This is a genomic window from Acinetobacter sp. AOR14_HL (genome assembly GCF_027855175.1).
GTDB classification, from domain to species: Bacteria; Pseudomonadota; Gammaproteobacteria; order Pseudomonadales; family Moraxellaceae; genus Acinetobacter; species Acinetobacter calcoaceticus.
The window spans coordinates 1-14,949 of sequence record NZ_JAKTII010000012.1 but is presented as its reverse complement, the minus strand read 5'-3'; the positions used below and the strand labels follow the sequence as shown (position 1 = coordinate 14,949).

Genomic DNA, 14,949 nt, shown 5'->3' with positions numbered 1-14,949 from the left:
AACTAAATGAACGTATCAAACCGTATACAAACAGCAGAACTGGACTGGGAATTAATCGATGGTATCGAGGTTCCCATTTCCAAACAATTTGGTGATGTCTATTTCTCTAAAGATAATGGCCTACTTGAAACACGGCATGTTTTTCTAAATGGTAACGACTTATCAGAACGCTTAGCCAATCTAAAAGATTTTGAATATTTCAGTGTAGGAGAAACCGGTTTTGGTACCGGTTTAAACATTCTTGCACTTTGGCAACTTTGGCAACAAGTCCGTCCTAATAATCAAAGCCATTTACACGCCATTAGTGTTGAAAAATTTCCATTAAGTAAAGCCGATCTTATTCGTGCTTTAAATGTCTGGGATGAGCTTAAACCACTTGCAGACCAGTTAATTGAACAATATCCGCTACCTATTGCTGGATGTCATCGTTTAAGTTTCCCTGAAGAACGTTTTAGCATCGACTTATGGCTAGGGGATGCCCAAGATATTTTTCCAAGCATGGCTAAAACTAAAGCAGTAAATGCTTGGTTTTTAGATGGCTTTGCGCCCTCTTGCAATCCAGACATGTGGGAGCAAAATGTTTTAAACCATATTGTTCGTCTTTCTGACTATGGCAGTACATTTTCCTCTTTCAGTGTCGCGGGTGTTTTAAAACGTGGGCTAAAAGCACATGGTATTGATATTTCACGTCCACGTGGTTTTCGGCATAAACGTGAAATGCTCAAAGCAATTTGGAATCCACCTCAATCTGATGATGAGTCCTCCCCATTAGACCTAGTTCACTCATTGAGTAAGGGACAACAGCATATTGCGATTATTGGGGCCGGTATAGCAGGTTTAACTACGGCGTGGGCATATGCAGCGCGTGGGCATCAAGTCACCTTATATGAGCAAACAGAAGCATTATCTGGCGCTTCTGGAAACCCTTTAGCCCTACTTAATCCAAAGCTATGCCCAATTGAGCAAAGTCATGAACATCTGATGACCTTAAGTTGGCAACATGCCTTGAATTTTTATAAAAATTTTCAAGCATTTCGTCCAGTTCAAATACAACAAATCGCCTTGAAAAATGCAGATGAACTTCTCGATCTTGTAAATCAATATCCAGCTCAGGTTGTTACCCACTCCACGAACTCACTTGAAACTGTATATTCAAGTGTTTTACTTACCGAAGCGGGCTCGGTTTCACCACATCAACTACGTGATGAAATTTTGCAACATCCTTTGATCGATTTAAAAATTCTCAATATTACAGAGCTTGTATCTTGTGAAAATAAAGTTCAATTGAAGACTGGCAATGAAGTTATTGCAGAGGCAGACCATGTTGTTGTGTGCTGTGCGCGTCAAAGCGCGACTTTTTTTGAAAGCTATCCACAGTTAAAACCAATACGTGGGCAAGTAAGCTGGGTTGACAATACTTTTGCTCCCCTACCTATACAGGAAGCTTATAGCTATGGCGGCTACTGTATGCAACTTAATGCTTCACAGATGATTTTAGGTGCGTCTTTCTACCCAAATCGTGAGGATCAAGAAGTAGGGCCAGAAGACCATGTGCATAACTTTGAATTAATCCACAGCGTATTCCCTGAATATGCACAACAATTGCCTTCTACAACTACTTGGCAAGGCCGAGCATCTATCCGCGCACAAAGCTTAGATTATTTTCCTCTCGTTGGAAAAATGCAGGAGAATAGCCGAATTGCTACTTTTGCTGGTCTTGGTTCTAAGGGCTTCTTATTTGCTCCGCTATGCAGTGAGATCTTAGTTGCCCAAATGTTAGGAGAAGCTTGTCCAGTACCGGACCGCTTATTACAAAAATTGAATCCGCAACGATTCCAAAGAAAAGTAAAACCTAAAAAGCCTTATTTCAAACCACAATAGTTCAATTCCATAAAAAAGCACCCGAAGGTGCTTTTTTTTATGCGCCCTGCTCTAGAGGCAAGCCGGCATCACGAGCTGCACGTGTCCCCCCCATCAGCACGACATATTCACGCGAGGCATCGAATCCTTCTAGTGTCTCAGCTGCACGAGGAGCTTTGCTACCACCACCACATAAAATATAAATCGGCTGACCCGCAGAGACCTGGTTCAAAATATCAGCATTCAAATCATTAATCGGGCGATTTACCGCACCTTTAACATGCCCTTCTGCATAAGCATTTGTATCACGGACATCCCAGATAACAGCATTTTCTGGGAATTCAAATGTTGTAATTTCTTGTTTACGGATCATTGTGCACTCCTTTGATGTAAACAACACTTGGCAAATGAAGAAAACCCTCTTAGCATCTCAAATATTCTTTCCCTTTGTAAAGGTCTAAACTATGCCTTCTTTCGATATTGTCTCTGAATTAGAGATTTTTGAAGTTAATCATGCTGTACAGAACACACAAAAAGAGATTGCAACACGTTTTGACTTTCGTGGTCATGATGTTTCAGTCGAAATAAACGAAAAAAATAAAGAAATTAAAATCAGTACCGAAAGTGATTTCCAGTGTGAACAAGTTTACAACATGTTAGAAAATCATTTTTACAAACGTAAAATTGATATACAAGCTCTAGACCCACAAAAAGCTGCTGCTTCAGGCAAAAATTTTGTACAGGTCATTAAACTTAAAGACGGTCTTGACTCAGATACTGCAAAAAAAATTAATAAAGCCATTAAAGAAAGTGGCGTTAAAGTGCAATCTTCTATCCAAGGCGACAAAATTCGTGTAACGGATAAAAAGCGCGACACTTTACAACAAGTGATGAATTTTTTACGTGAACAACAATTTGGTGTGCCATTACAGTTTAATAACTTTAAAGATTAATCTCTTGTCGTGACATTCAAAGCTAAGGTAATTCCATGTCTCAATCCAATCGTCTATCAAAACTGGTAAAAGCGACTTCAAAATTCCCTAAAGGTATTCGGAGTACACTTTGGAGCAAGGCGTTTGGTCGTATCGTGCCAATGGTGGGTACAGCAAATATTCGCTATCTGGAAGTAGACTCAAACCATGTTACTGTCCGTTTAGAAAACCAAAAAAATATGCAGAATCATATTAAAGGAGTCCATGCTGCTGCTATGGCTCTTTTAGCAGAAACTGCAACAGGTTTTCTAACGGGTTTACACATTCCTGATAACCGCATTTTATTAATCAAATCATTGCATGTAGATTATTTAAAAGTGGTTGAAGGTGGTTTAACTGCTACAGCAACGTTATCTGCTGAACAGCAAAAGTTTATTGCGGATAATGAGAAAGGTGAACTTGTAATTCCGGTTACTGTTATTGATGATGCAGGCAATGAACCAATCCAGTGCCAAATGCTGTGGGCATGGTTACCTAAACGTAAGAAATAAAGATATAAAAAAGCCCAAATTTAAATTTGGGCTTTTTTATTATTCACAAGATGCTAAAAACTTTTGTCTTGCTTCTTCGGGTATTTGACGCTTATTACCTTTTACATCCACTGCTACAAAGGTAAAGACTCCTTCAGTAATACGTATTGGCTCACGAGAGTCATCATGACTATCCCAAACTTCAATTTGCATCTGAATAGAAGTATTTCCAACTTTTAAGATTTTGGTATAGCAGCTAATGACAAAGCCAACCTTTACCGGAACCAAAAAGGTCATTTGATTAATGGAAATCGTAGCGCAGCGGCCACGACTGAAACGTTCTGCGTGAATTGCTCCAGCCAAGTCCATTTGTGACACAATCCATCCACCAAATACATCACCACTCCAGTTTGTATCGGCTGGCATGGCAATCGTTTGTAAGGACAAAATTCCTTCTGGTTTGGTATAAGCTTCTGACACCTTAGCTCCCGAAATTCGTTTGAAGTTGTTGATCGAGCCACTGCTGTAATTCAGGCGCACGTAATGCACCGCTAATACGCGCGACCTCTGTCGTTTTATTCATTAAGACAAGTGTCGGAATACTTCTCACATGAAAAGCTTGGCTCAAGCGAGGAGACTCTTCGGTATCAATCTTGGCAAAAATAACGCCTGGATTCTGTTTTGCGACCTGCGCAAAATGTGGTGCCATCATTTTACAAGGTCCGCACCATTCTGCCCATAAGTCTATGAGAATAGGTAGATCACTATTCGTGATGTAGTTACTAAAATTTTGCTCATTTAACTCAATAGGTGCAAGCGGTAGTAATGGCTGATGACATTGCCCACAGCTTGGTTGCTCAGGAAGTTTTTCTTCAGGAACTCGGTTTTTTGCACCGCACGATGCACATACAATAATCATTTACACCACTCCTATATGCTGATGTAAAAATTCTAATTGGGTTATCACTGCTTTTTCAAACCATGAACCGTGATAAATATCAAAATGTTTCATGTCCCACTCATGATAACTCACAAAAGGCGCAATATTTGTCGCAGCTTCGCGACTGGATTCAAGAGGAATAAGGGAATCTTTTTGGGCTGCAATAAATAAAACCGGAATATTAATCTGGCGTACAACTTGAATTGGACGGTATCTCATCAAATTAAAAAAGACACGGGCTGGGACTTCCCCACTCCAATAATAGTCAGGATTTACAATCGATAAATAACCATAATAACTATCAGCTGTAGGCATAAAACATAAATTATGTTGATCGACGACAGGCAATCTTTTGGGATTAAGCCCCATTTTTGATCCCATATAGTCCTGACTCGATAACTTCAATGCTTGAGGATAACGTTGCAAAGGATAAAGCTTGGCAGTTTCAGCGCCATCGACATAAGGAATTTGTACTAAAATTGCCTGAATATTTTTTAATTCAGAAGCCAGACTTAGCGCATATCCACCACTTAATGAAGTCCCCCACAGCACAATCCTTCGGTTATCTACAATCTTACAGGTAGAAGCATATTGAATTACTGTCTTCCAATCTTCTAACTGGGAATTAATAGAGACCAATTCTCTTGGCTTGCCAGTACTCCCACCCCAATATCGATAATCAAACAAAATAACAGCATAACCTGCTTGAGCGAACCGCTGAGCATATTGGATTAGTTTAAATTGACGCAACGCAGCAAAACCATGGGCCATAATAATAACGGCAGATTTCTTATTTGTTTTTGGAATATAAAAATCAGCTGCGATCGTTTCCTGACCACATGGAACATATAAAGGCTCAACCGTATAAGCGTGCATATGTGCTCCGTTGAAATAGAATATGAATAACCAATTTTAAAATAGCTTGATGATCATTTTTAAAATTTATAACTTAGCTATAAGACATAACTTTCTCAATCAGAACAACACATGAGTGTCTTGTATCTCAGGTTAAGCTTAATGCTATGATACAGCATAAGAGGTTTTGTTAAATTTTGGAGTGACGAAATGTCAGAGAATGTTGGTTTCGCAGGTCAAATTGGTCCAGAGCATGTTGGCCAAGTTGTAGAAAAAGGATTTAAATCGATTATTAATAATCGACCAGATATGGAAGGCGGCCCAGAACAACCTACAAGTGCTCAAATTGAAGAAGCAGCACGTCAAGTAGGTCTAGACTACGTTTATCAACCTGTTGTAGCTGGACAGATTACAGAGCTTAATGTACGTACTTTCGCAAATCATTACAATGAGTTGCCAAAACCTGTACTGATGTTCTGCCGTACAGGAAACCGCTCAAACAACCTATATCAATTAGCAAAACAAATGGATTTGCTAGACGATTAATTTTAAGAAATTAATATTTTATAAAACCCTATTTCTTCTTTAAAGTAGGGTTTTTTGATAACTTATTTTGCATATCTCTGCACGAACTCAACAGAACTAAAAATAATATTGATCTAAAGTATTTAAATCTTTTTGAATCATTTATTAATTTTCATGAATAAATTTATATTTGCTCTTTTAACCTGTTTAATTCTTACAGCATGCTCATCAATGCAAGTAAAGCCTACAGTTGGAGTAACTATGGGTACAAGAATTTAATTAGCTAACTGCTCATAAATATAATGAGCAACCTCATGAAATATATGTTATTTTATAAATCTAAAAAATTATTTTAAATAACTTATCATTTTAATTGGGGATAATCATGAAACTTACTCATGGGGTATGTGGGATTACTTTGGCTGCTTTTTTGACAGCTTGTGGTGGAGGTGGCGGTGATGGCTACTATAACCAAAATTCAAATTCTGGCTCTACAACAACACCAACCACACCATCAACAGATCAAGAGTTGGCTACTTCTGTTTTAAATAGCGTAAAGCAAGAAGGAAAATATTTGTTTGGCGCCTATGATCTTAACGATGAAAAGTTATCAAAAGGTTACATTGATCACGCACTAGACACCTTCGCTCAAGGCCCGCTCAAGTTAACCTTAGATATTCGAAAAGTAGATCTTACAAAATATTCTGATCACTATCGTGAAAAATGCTTTCTAAAGAGTACTACAGACTACCGTGCCTGCTACGTATTTAAAGGCGAAGAAATTAAAACTTTGCTCTCTGGTTATAATGATTGGGACTTTGATATTACAGCAGACGATTTAAAAAATATTAAACTGGCAAGCGATAATACATCTCCAAATTTAGAGGATTATCAATCAAATACCAGAATTTATATTTTTCAAAATGAAAATAATGATAAGAACTTCCAAGATGTAACAATTACTGGAGCCTTTGCATATCCATTCCAACAATCATGGGGACTTGAACAAACTAAACAAAAAAGATTTGTATTAATTAATTCAACAACAAGTGATTATAAAATTACTACAACGACTATTGTTCAAGATCCAGAAACAGGTCAAGCCACTGAAAAAGAAGTTACTACTGGTGCAATGAGTGTATATAAAGATAATACATCAACTGATGGTGATCTCTACGTAGTTCAGGGTGGTTCTGGTTTCAACGTACTTATTAATGATAACCCTAATGTTCCTTTTGCTGAGCCAATTTCATTTATTGTGAACTCGACTCCAGGCAATACAAACAATGCGACATACAAAGTAAGTTTAAATGGTAACCAAATATTGAGCTTACCTAATATTACTGGTCTTGAAGGAAGTCGCGTTGAAAATGAATCGCCAACAACGAATGCACAAAAATTTAATGGCAGTATTTATTTAGAAGGACAAAATATTTTTACTTTTAAACAAAGCTTGAATGGAACTACATTAGACTTTAAGCATGTCATTAATGGTATAAGCATCGAAGGTCAGTCTATAAATCAAAATGGGACTGTTTCAACCACTTTAAAAACTCCTTTTATGCAAAAATTTACATTTTAAAGCTAAATAATTAGAACCAAACCCTCTGTTCAAGAGGGTTTTTCTATATATTCTAAATATCTATTAAAATAGCTTAATGAAAAATGTTCGATATTATTATCATTGGCGCAGGTACAGCAGGCATCAGCGCCTACAAAGAAGCGGTTAAATATACCAAGAATCTTTTAATTATAAATGATGGACCCTGGGATACGACATGCGCTCGTGTAGGCTGCATGCCAAGTAAAGTCCTCATCTCTACAGCAAACCGTATGTTTGACATTCAAAATGCTCAAGAGGTTGCTTTGGATGTATCTGCAAAAATTAATACGACTCAGGTTATGCAGCACGTACAAACATTACGTGATCGTTTTACGCAAGCAACTTTAAAAGATGTAGAACAATGGCCTGCTAAACATAAAATTTCTGGTAAAGCACATTTTATTGATGCACAGACTGTAGAAGTTAACGGGAAACAGTACCAATCAAAAAGTTTTATTCTAGCGGTTGGTTCAACTCCTAATTATGATCAAACCTGGAAGCAAGAACTCGTTAATCGACTTATAACAACAGATCAAATATTCGAATTAAAAACACTACCTAAATCTATTGCAGTCATTGGTAGTGGTGTGATTGCCCTCGAGATCGCACAGGCCTTGCATCGTTTGGGCGTAGAAACCACTATATTTGCTCGCAGTAAACGAATTGGGATACTGACTAGCTCGAAACTTCAACAACTTGCGCAAAAAGAGCTAGGGAAAGAATTAAAAATTCTATTCGAGACTTTACCAAGTGAAGTTAAGTGTAATTCTGAGGGTGTCATATTAAATTATAAACTAGAAGAAAAAGAGAAAACTCTCAAAGTTGAATATGTTCTAGTTGCAACAGGCCGTTCAAGTTTGCTTGATACTTTAAAACTAGAAAATATTGATAGTTCTTTTAAAGATATTAAGTCATTACCTATAAATGCAAAAACCAAGCAATTAGAGACCTATCCAATTTTTATTGTCGGTGATGCTTATACCTCAACACCATTACAACATGAAGCAGCACATGAGGGGAAAAAAGTTGTTCATAACTGTTTGAACTATCCACAAGTCAATCCAGTTAAGACTCTTACTCCATTAGGAATTGTATTTAGTGATCCAGAAATGGCGATTGTTGGACAAAGCTATAAACAACTAAAAGACACTGGTATAGACTTTATTACAGGTGAAGCTTCTTATGAACGACAAGGCAGAGCTATCGTTCTTGGAAAAAACAAAGGAGGCATTGAGGTTTATATAGATAAAGAAAGTCAAAAGCTTCTGGGTGCTGAGTTATTTACAGAAGCAACAGAACATATGGCTCATCTATTAAGCTGGATAATAAGTGAAGATTTAACCTTAAATGATATTTTAGAGAAACCTTTCTATCACCCAACTCTAGAAGAAGGTCTTCGCACTGCTTTAAAACATGCACGTAGACAGTTGAAATAATCAATCTTAGAAGAGCTCTTTTAATAAAAGTTGGCTCTTCTATACATTAAATTGTTTTAATTAATTCATTTGATGGGAAATAACTGCAACTAGTGAAGCATTCTTTTCAGATGAACTAGTATATATCCATGTCTCTAAAGCCTTTCCATCTTTAGAAATAATATAATTTGTTGTAGTCAAATTTTTATCTTTAGATATTTCCTTTTTATAAGTTAAACCAGTAGATTTAGGGGGCAACCAGCTTTCTAAACTCTTCTGAATTTCAGTTGAGTTTCCTTTATTTATAAATAATGAACATACGCCGTTATCGAGTTGAGTAATAACAAACTTCCCTTCTGAAGAGCTTATCATCCAAGCGCTCCCATTATAATCTTTTAAAAAATGTGCAGCATACTCATTAGGCATTTGAATAAAACCCATATTTTTTGCTTGTTTATTTATTATTTCTGGATTTCCTCTAGAACTAACACAAATATTTAAAAAAGCTTTTGTGCTAAATAAACTTTCTACAACTTCATTAGCATAGATAGATTTACTACCAAGTGTTATAGCTAGCATACAGACAAATATTTTCAATCCTACAAATTTCATTATTCATACTCTTGTTATCATTTTAAGGTATTTGATTTATATCATAATACATTCCAAAATTATTCTATCATTTTCAATTTTGCAGTCATAAAAAAACACCCCCAACTGTTAAGTTGAGGGTGTTTCGAATAATGAGCTGGCGATGACTTACTCTCACATGGGAAACCCCACACTACCATCAGCGCTAAGAGGTTTCACTTCTGAGTTCGGGAAGGGATCAGGTGGTTCACTCTTGCTATGGTCGCCAGCACAACTGGTATGGATACTTACATTGGTCTTATTGGTTGCCGATGCGTTTTCCAAATCTTTACAGATGGGCTGATTGAGTCTTAATATTTTGTTCATTTTAGCTAAGCGTATAACTAAATCAAGTTGCTTTGCATATTAATGAATCGATTGATGCTTTATATACAACTGCTTGGGTGTTGTATAGTCAAGCCTCACGAGCAATTAGTATTGGTCAGCTTCACATATCACTATGCTTCCACATCCAACCTATCAACGTCCTAGTCTCGAACGGCTCTTTAGAGGACATAAAGTCCTAGGGAAATCTTATCTTGAGGTAGGCTTCCCGCTTAGATGCTTTCAGCGGTTATCCCTTCCGAACATAGCTACCCGGCGATGCGACTGGCGTCACAACCGGTACACCAGAGGTTCGTCCACTCTGGTCCTCTCGTACTAGGAGCAGATCCTCTCAAATTTCCAGCGCCCACGGTAGATAGGGACCGAACTGTCTCACGACGTTCTAAACCCAGCTCGCGTACCTCTTTAAATGGCGAACAGCCATACCCTTGGGACCTGCTTCAGCCCCAGGATGAGATGAGCCGACATCGAGGTGCCAAACACCGCCGTCGATATGAACTCTTGGGCGGTATCAGCCTGTTATCCCCAGAGTACCTTTTATCCGTTGAGCGATGGCCCTTCCATACAGAACCACCGGATCACTAAGACCTACTTTCGTACCTGCTCGACTTGTGGGTCTCGCAGTTAAGCGCGCTTTTGCCTTTATACTCTACGCGTGATTTCCGACCACGCTGAGCGCACCTTCGTACTCCTCCGTTACTCTTTAGGAGGAGACCGCCCCAGTCAAACTACCCACCAGACATGGTCCTCGCCCCGGATTACGGGGCAGAGTTAGAACCTCAACATTACCAGGGTGGTATTTCAAGGACGGCTCCATTGGAACTAGCGTTCCAACTTCAAAGCCTCCCACCTATCCTACACAAGTAAGGTCAAAGTTCAATGTCAAGCTGCAGTAAAGGTTCACGGGGTCTTTCCGTCTAGCCGCGGGTACACTGCATCTTCACAGCGATTTCGATTTCACTGAGCCTCTGCTGGAGACAGCGCCGCCATCATTATGCCATTCGTGCAGGTCGGAACTTACCCGACAAGGAATTTCGCTACCTTAGGACCGTTATAGTTACGGCCGCCGTTTACTGGGGCTTCGATCAAGAGCTTCGCTTACGCTAACCCCATCAATTAACCTTCCAGCACCGGGCAGGCATCACACCCTATACGTCCACTTTCGTGTTTGCAGAGTGCTATGTTTTTAATAAACAGTTGCAGCGGCCTGGTTTCTGTGGCTGTCATCAGCTCAGGAAGCAAGTTCCATCACCAACAACAGCGTACCTTCTCCCGAAGTTACGGTACCATTTTGCCTAGTTCCTTCAGCAGAGTTCTCTCAAGCGCCTTGGTCTACTCGACCTGACCACCTGTGTCGGTTTAGGGTACGATTCCTGTGTAACTGAAGCTTAGAGACTTTTCCTGGAAGCATGGTATCAGCCACTTCGCTGTACAAGTACAGCTTGCTATCAGATCTCAGCATAGAGCACCCCGGATTTGCCTAAGATGCATGCCTACTTCCTTTCACCTGGACAACCAACGCCAGGCTGACTTAACCTTCTCCGTCCTCTCATCGCATTACACAGAAGTATTGGAATATTAACCAATTTCCCATCGACTACGCCTTTCGGCCTCGCCTTAGGGGTCGACTCACCCAGCCCCGATTAACGTTGGACTGGAACCCTTGGTCTTTCGGCGAACGGGTTTTTCACCCGTTTTGTCGTTACTCACGTCAGCATTCGCACTTCTGATACCTCCAGCATACTTCTCAATACACCTTCATCGGCTTACAGAACGCTCCCCTACCACTTGACTTAAAAGTCAAATCCGCAGCTTCGGCACATAGTTTTAGCCCCGTTACATCTTCCGCGCAGGCCGACTCGACTAGTGAGCTATTACGCTTTCTTTAAAGGGTGGCTGCTTCTAAGCCAACCTCCTAGCTGTCTATGCCTTCCCACATCGTTTCCCACTTAACTATGATTTTGGGGCCTTAGCTGGCGGTCTGGATTGTTTTCCTCTTGACTACGGACGTTAGCACCCGCAGTCTGTCTCCCGGATAGTACTCATAGGTATTCGGAGTTTGCATCGGTTTGGTAAGTCGGGATGACCCCCTAGCCGAAACAGTGCTCTACCCCCTATGGTATTCGTCCGAGGCGCTACCTAAATAGCTTTCGGGGAGAACCAGCTATCACCAGGCTTGATTAGCCTTTCACCCCTATCCACAAGTCATCCCCTGGCTTTTCAACGACAGTGGGTTCGGTCCTCCAGTTAGTGTTACCCAACCTTCAACCTGCTCATGGATAGATCGCCTGGTTTCGGGTCTATACCCAGCAACTAAACGCCCTATTAAGACTCGATTTCTCTACGGCTCCCCTATACGGTTAACCTCGCTACTGAATATAAGTCGCTGACCCATTATACAAAAGGTACGCAGTCACCGAACAAGTCGGCTCCCACTGCTTGTATGCATGCGGTTTCAGGATCTATTTCACTCCCCTCACAGGGGTTCTTTTCGCCTTTCCCTCACGGTACTGGTTCACTATCGGTCAGTCAGGAGTATTTAGCCTTGGAGGATGGTCCCCCCATATTCAGACAAGGTTTCACGTGCCTCGCCCTACTCGTCATCATTATGTGTGCCCTTTCGTGTACGGGAATATCACCCTCTACGTTCGCACTTCCCAGAGCGTTCCACTAAAACACACATAACTTAATGGGCTGATCCCCGTTCGCTCGCCGCTACTAAGGGAATCTCAATTGATTTCTTTTCCTAAGGGTACTGAGATGTTTCACTTCCCCTCGTTCGCCTTGCAACACTATGTATTCATGTTGCAATACCTACCTTAAAGTAGGTGGGTTCCCCCATTCAGAAATCTCCGGATCAAAGGATATTTGCCGCCTCCCCGGAGCTTATCGCAGGCTATTACGTCTTTCATCGCCTCTGACTGCCAAGGCATCCACCACATGCACTTAATTACTTGACTATACAACCCCAAACAGTCGTTATTACCTACAAGGAGTAATAAGACATGATTAATGATTTCTCATCAATCTCTTACAGTTTGAAGTACTGTGTATTTAAACACTGTACAGCTTCAATCTAATTCATATACCAAAACGCTTGATTCAGTTAATTTGCTAGTTCTCAATTAATTCCAAGATCAGAATTACTTCTTCTCTTTTCATTATTGAGTGAACAATTTATTTCAGACTCAATTTTGCCAATCTGTTAATGAATAAACATGCCTTCGTCAGGTCATGCTTAATACCGTGATACTTAAATCACAGAAGTTAATAAACCAAGATCTTAATCTTTATTTACTAATTTCTGTAATCCGAACTTCTCTTAAGTTCTGGTGGAGACTAGGAGAGTCGAACTCCTGACCTCCTGCGTGCAAAGCAGGCGCTCTACCAACTAAGCTAAGTCCCCAGCTTACATCATCAGTTATGTATCTTCTTTTCTATAACTTCAACCAGTCAAAGTCATGGTGGGTCTGACAAGACTTGAACTTGTGACCCCACGCTTATCAAGCGTGTGCTCTAACCAACTGAGCTACAGACCCTCAGATACATCTATGAAGAACAACTTGTTGTGGATTCTTACCAATCGTCAATCTTTCGTTAAGGAGGTGATCCAGCCGCAGGTTCCCCTACGGCTACCTTGTTACGACTTCACCCCAGTCATCGGCCACACCGTGGTAAGCGTCCTCCTTGCGGTTAGACTACCTACTTCTGGTGCAACAAACTCCCATGGTGTGACGGGCGGTGTGTACAAGGCCCGGGAACGTATTCACCGCGGCATTCTGATCCGCGATTACTAGCGATTCCGACTTCATGGAGTCGAGTTGCAGACTCCAATCCGGACTACGATCGGCTTTTTGAGATTAGCATCCTATCGCTAGGTAGCAACCCTTTGTACCGACCATTGTAGCACGTGTGTAGCCCTGGCCGTAAGGGCCATGATGACTTGACGTCGTCCCCGCCTTCCTCCAGTTTGTCACTGGCAGTATCCTTAAAGTTCCCGACATTACTCGCTGGCAAATAAGGAAAAGGGTTGCGCTCGTTGCGGGACTTAACCCAACATCTCACGACACGAGCTGACGACAGCCATGCAGCACCTGTATATAAGTTCCCGAAGGCACCAATCCATCTCTGGAAAGTTCTTACTATGTCAAGGCCAGGTAAGGTTCTTCGCGTTGCATCGAATTAAACCACATGCTCCACCGCTTGTGCGGGCCCCCGTCAATTCATTTGAGTTTTAGTCTTGCGACCGTACTCCCCAGGCGGTCTACTTATCGCGTTAGCTGCGCCACTAAAGCCTCAAAGGCCCCAACGGCTAGTAGACATCGTTTACGGCATGGACTACCAGGGTATCTAATCCTGTTTGCTCCCCATGCTTTCGCACCTCAGCGTCAGTGTTAGGCCAGATGGCTGCCTTCGCCATCGGTATTCCTCCAGATCTCTACGCATTTCACCGCTACACCTGGAATTCTACCATCCTCTCCCACACTCTAGCTAACCAGTATCGAATGCAATTCCCAAGTTAAGCTCGGGGATTTCACATTTGACTTAATTAGCCGCCTACGCGCGCTTTACGCCCAGTAAATCCGATTAACGCTTGCACCCTCTGTATTACCGCGGCTGCTGGCACAGAGTTAGCCGGTGCTTATTCTGCGAGTAACGTCCACTATCTGAAGGTATTAACTTCAGTAGCCTCCTCCTCGCTTAAAGTGCTTTACAACCATAAGGCCTTCTTCACACACGCGGCATGGCTGGATCAGGCTTGCGCCCATTGTCCAATATTCCCCACTGCTGCCTCCCGTAGGAGTCTGGGCCGTGTCTCAGTCCCAGTGTGGCGGATCATCCTCTCAGACCCGCTACAGATCGTCGCCTTGGTAGGCCTTTACCCCACCAACTAGCTAATCCGACTTAGGCTCATCTATTAGCGCAAGGTCCGAAGATCCCCTGCTTTCTCCCGTAGGACGTATGCGGTATTAGCATTCCTTTCGAAATGTTGTCCCCCACTAATAGGCAGATTCCTAAGCATTACTCACCCGTCCGCCGCTAAGTGATAGTGCAAGCACCATCACTCCGCTCGACTTGCATGTGTTAAGCCTGCCGCCAGCGTTCAATCTGAGCCATGATCAAACTCTTCAGTTAAAAATCATTTTGCACCTTATTAAAGACAAGGTGCCAATTCTGGCTCATCAATTTTCTGACTTAAATTTCGCTCAAATAAACTTCGAGTAATTTAAACCAATCAATCAATGATAATATTTCGATCAATCAATCAGTAAAAATCCACACAAGTTGTTCTTCATAATCTCTTAATGATCTT

11 protein-coding genes, 2 tRNA genes and 3 rRNA genes are annotated in these 14,949 nt (G+C 41.1%); 6 read left to right on the top strand and 10 right to left on the bottom strand.

What is annotated here, in order from left to right; genetic code table 11:
• Positions 1-6 precede the first annotated feature (6 nt).
• Positions 7-1,881, top strand: coding sequence for an FAD-dependent 5-carboxymethylaminomethyl-2-thiouridine(34) oxidoreductase MnmC (gene mnmC, locus MKL38_RS12700; RefSeq protein WP_270903427.1), 1,875 nt, complete (start codon positions 7-9; stop codon positions 1,879-1,881).
• Between the two features lie 37 nt (positions 1,882-1,918).
• Here mnmC and MKL38_RS12695 read toward each other — a convergent pair whose 3' ends face one another.
• On the bottom strand, positions 1,919-2,233 hold the full coding sequence (locus MKL38_RS12695) for a rhodanese-like domain-containing protein (RefSeq protein ID WP_004638747.1): 315 nt from the start codon (positions 2,231-2,233) through the stop codon (positions 1,919-1,921).
• 91 nt (positions 2,234-2,324) lie between these two features.
• Between MKL38_RS12695 and MKL38_RS12690 the strand changes: the two genes are divergently transcribed.
• Both MKL38_RS12690 and MKL38_RS12685 read left to right on the top strand, forming a co-directional pair.
• Complete coding sequence (locus tag MKL38_RS12690) at positions 2,325-2,813, top strand: YajQ family cyclic di-GMP-binding protein (RefSeq protein WP_005036089.1); 489 nt, start codon at positions 2,325-2,327, stop codon at positions 2,811-2,813.
• A gap of 35 nt (positions 2,814-2,848) precedes the next feature.
• Positions 2,849-3,343 carry a DUF4442 domain-containing protein gene (locus MKL38_RS12685; protein ID WP_005036088.1) on the top strand — a complete coding sequence of 165 codons (495 nt, stop codon included), beginning with the start codon at positions 2,849-2,851 and terminating at the stop codon, positions 3,341-3,343.
• A gap of 39 nt (positions 3,344-3,382) precedes the next feature.
• Here MKL38_RS12685 and MKL38_RS12680 read toward each other — a convergent pair whose 3' ends face one another.
• The 3 genes from MKL38_RS12680 to MKL38_RS12670 are packed head-to-tail and all read right to left on the bottom strand — an operon-like array spanning position 3,383 to position 5,138.
• The gene (locus MKL38_RS12680) at positions 3,383-3,802 is read right to left on the bottom strand and encodes an acyl-CoA thioesterase (protein WP_270903426.1); all 420 of its coding nucleotides are present in this window, start codon (positions 3,800-3,802) and stop codon (positions 3,383-3,385) included.
• Position 3,803: 1 nt separating this feature from the next.
• Positions 3,804-4,241, bottom strand: a complete 438-nt coding sequence (gene trxC / locus MKL38_RS12675) for a thioredoxin TrxC (RefSeq protein ID WP_003655112.1) — start codon at positions 4,239-4,241, stop codon at positions 3,804-3,806.
• Positions 4,242-5,138 (bottom strand): alpha/beta hydrolase, encoded by an 897-nt coding sequence (locus MKL38_RS12670; RefSeq protein WP_270903425.1) that lies wholly within the window; start codon positions 5,136-5,138, stop codon positions 4,242-4,244.
• A 189-nt stretch (positions 5,139-5,327) separates the two neighbouring features.
• Between MKL38_RS12670 and MKL38_RS12665 the strand changes: the two genes are divergently transcribed.
• The 3 genes from MKL38_RS12665 (at position 5,328) to MKL38_RS12655 (ending at position 8,681) form a co-directional block, all read left to right on the top strand.
• A complete protein-coding gene (locus tag MKL38_RS12665; protein WP_270903424.1) occupies positions 5,328-5,663 on the top strand; it encodes a TIGR01244 family sulfur transferase in 336 nt (111 codons plus the stop codon).
• A gap of 364 nt (positions 5,664-6,027) precedes the next feature.
• The gene (locus MKL38_RS12660; protein ID WP_270903423.1) at positions 6,028-7,224 is read left to right on the top strand and encodes a hypothetical protein; all 1,197 of its coding nucleotides are present in this window, start codon (positions 6,028-6,030) and stop codon (positions 7,222-7,224) included.
• Between the two features lie 83 nt (positions 7,225-7,307).
• Positions 7,308-8,681 carry a dihydrolipoyl dehydrogenase gene (locus MKL38_RS12655; RefSeq protein WP_270903422.1) on the top strand — a complete coding sequence of 458 codons (1,374 nt, stop codon included), beginning with the start codon at positions 7,308-7,310 and terminating at the stop codon, positions 8,679-8,681.
• Positions 8,682-8,741: 60 nt separating this feature from the next.
• On the opposite strand, the gene MKL38_RS19250 is transcribed toward MKL38_RS12655, so the two are convergent.
• The 6 genes from MKL38_RS19250 to MKL38_RS12625 form a co-directional block, all read right to left on the bottom strand.
• Positions 8,742-9,272: an NMCC_0638 family (lipo)protein gene (locus tag MKL38_RS19250; RefSeq protein WP_333724203.1), complete on the bottom strand. Its 531-nt coding sequence runs from the start codon at positions 9,270-9,272 to the stop codon at positions 8,742-8,744.
• A 134-nt stretch (positions 9,273-9,406) separates the two neighbouring features.
• Positions 9,407-9,521 (bottom strand): 5S ribosomal RNA (rrf, locus tag MKL38_RS12645).
• Positions 9,522-9,701: 180 nt separating this feature from the next.
• Positions 9,702-12,595 (bottom strand): 23S ribosomal RNA (locus MKL38_RS12640).
• Positions 12,596-12,965: 370 nt separating this feature from the next.
• Positions 12,966-13,041, bottom strand: a tRNA-Ala gene (locus tag MKL38_RS12635).
• Between the two features lie 56 nt (positions 13,042-13,097).
• Positions 13,098-13,174, bottom strand: a tRNA-Ile gene (locus MKL38_RS12630).
• Positions 13,175-13,233: 59 nt separating this feature from the next.
• A 16S ribosomal RNA gene (locus MKL38_RS12625) occupies positions 13,234-14,771 on the bottom strand.
• Together the 16S, 23S and 5S rRNA genes with 2 tRNA genes alongside form the textbook arrangement of a ribosomal RNA operon.
• Positions 14,772-14,949: the final 178 nt, after the last annotated feature.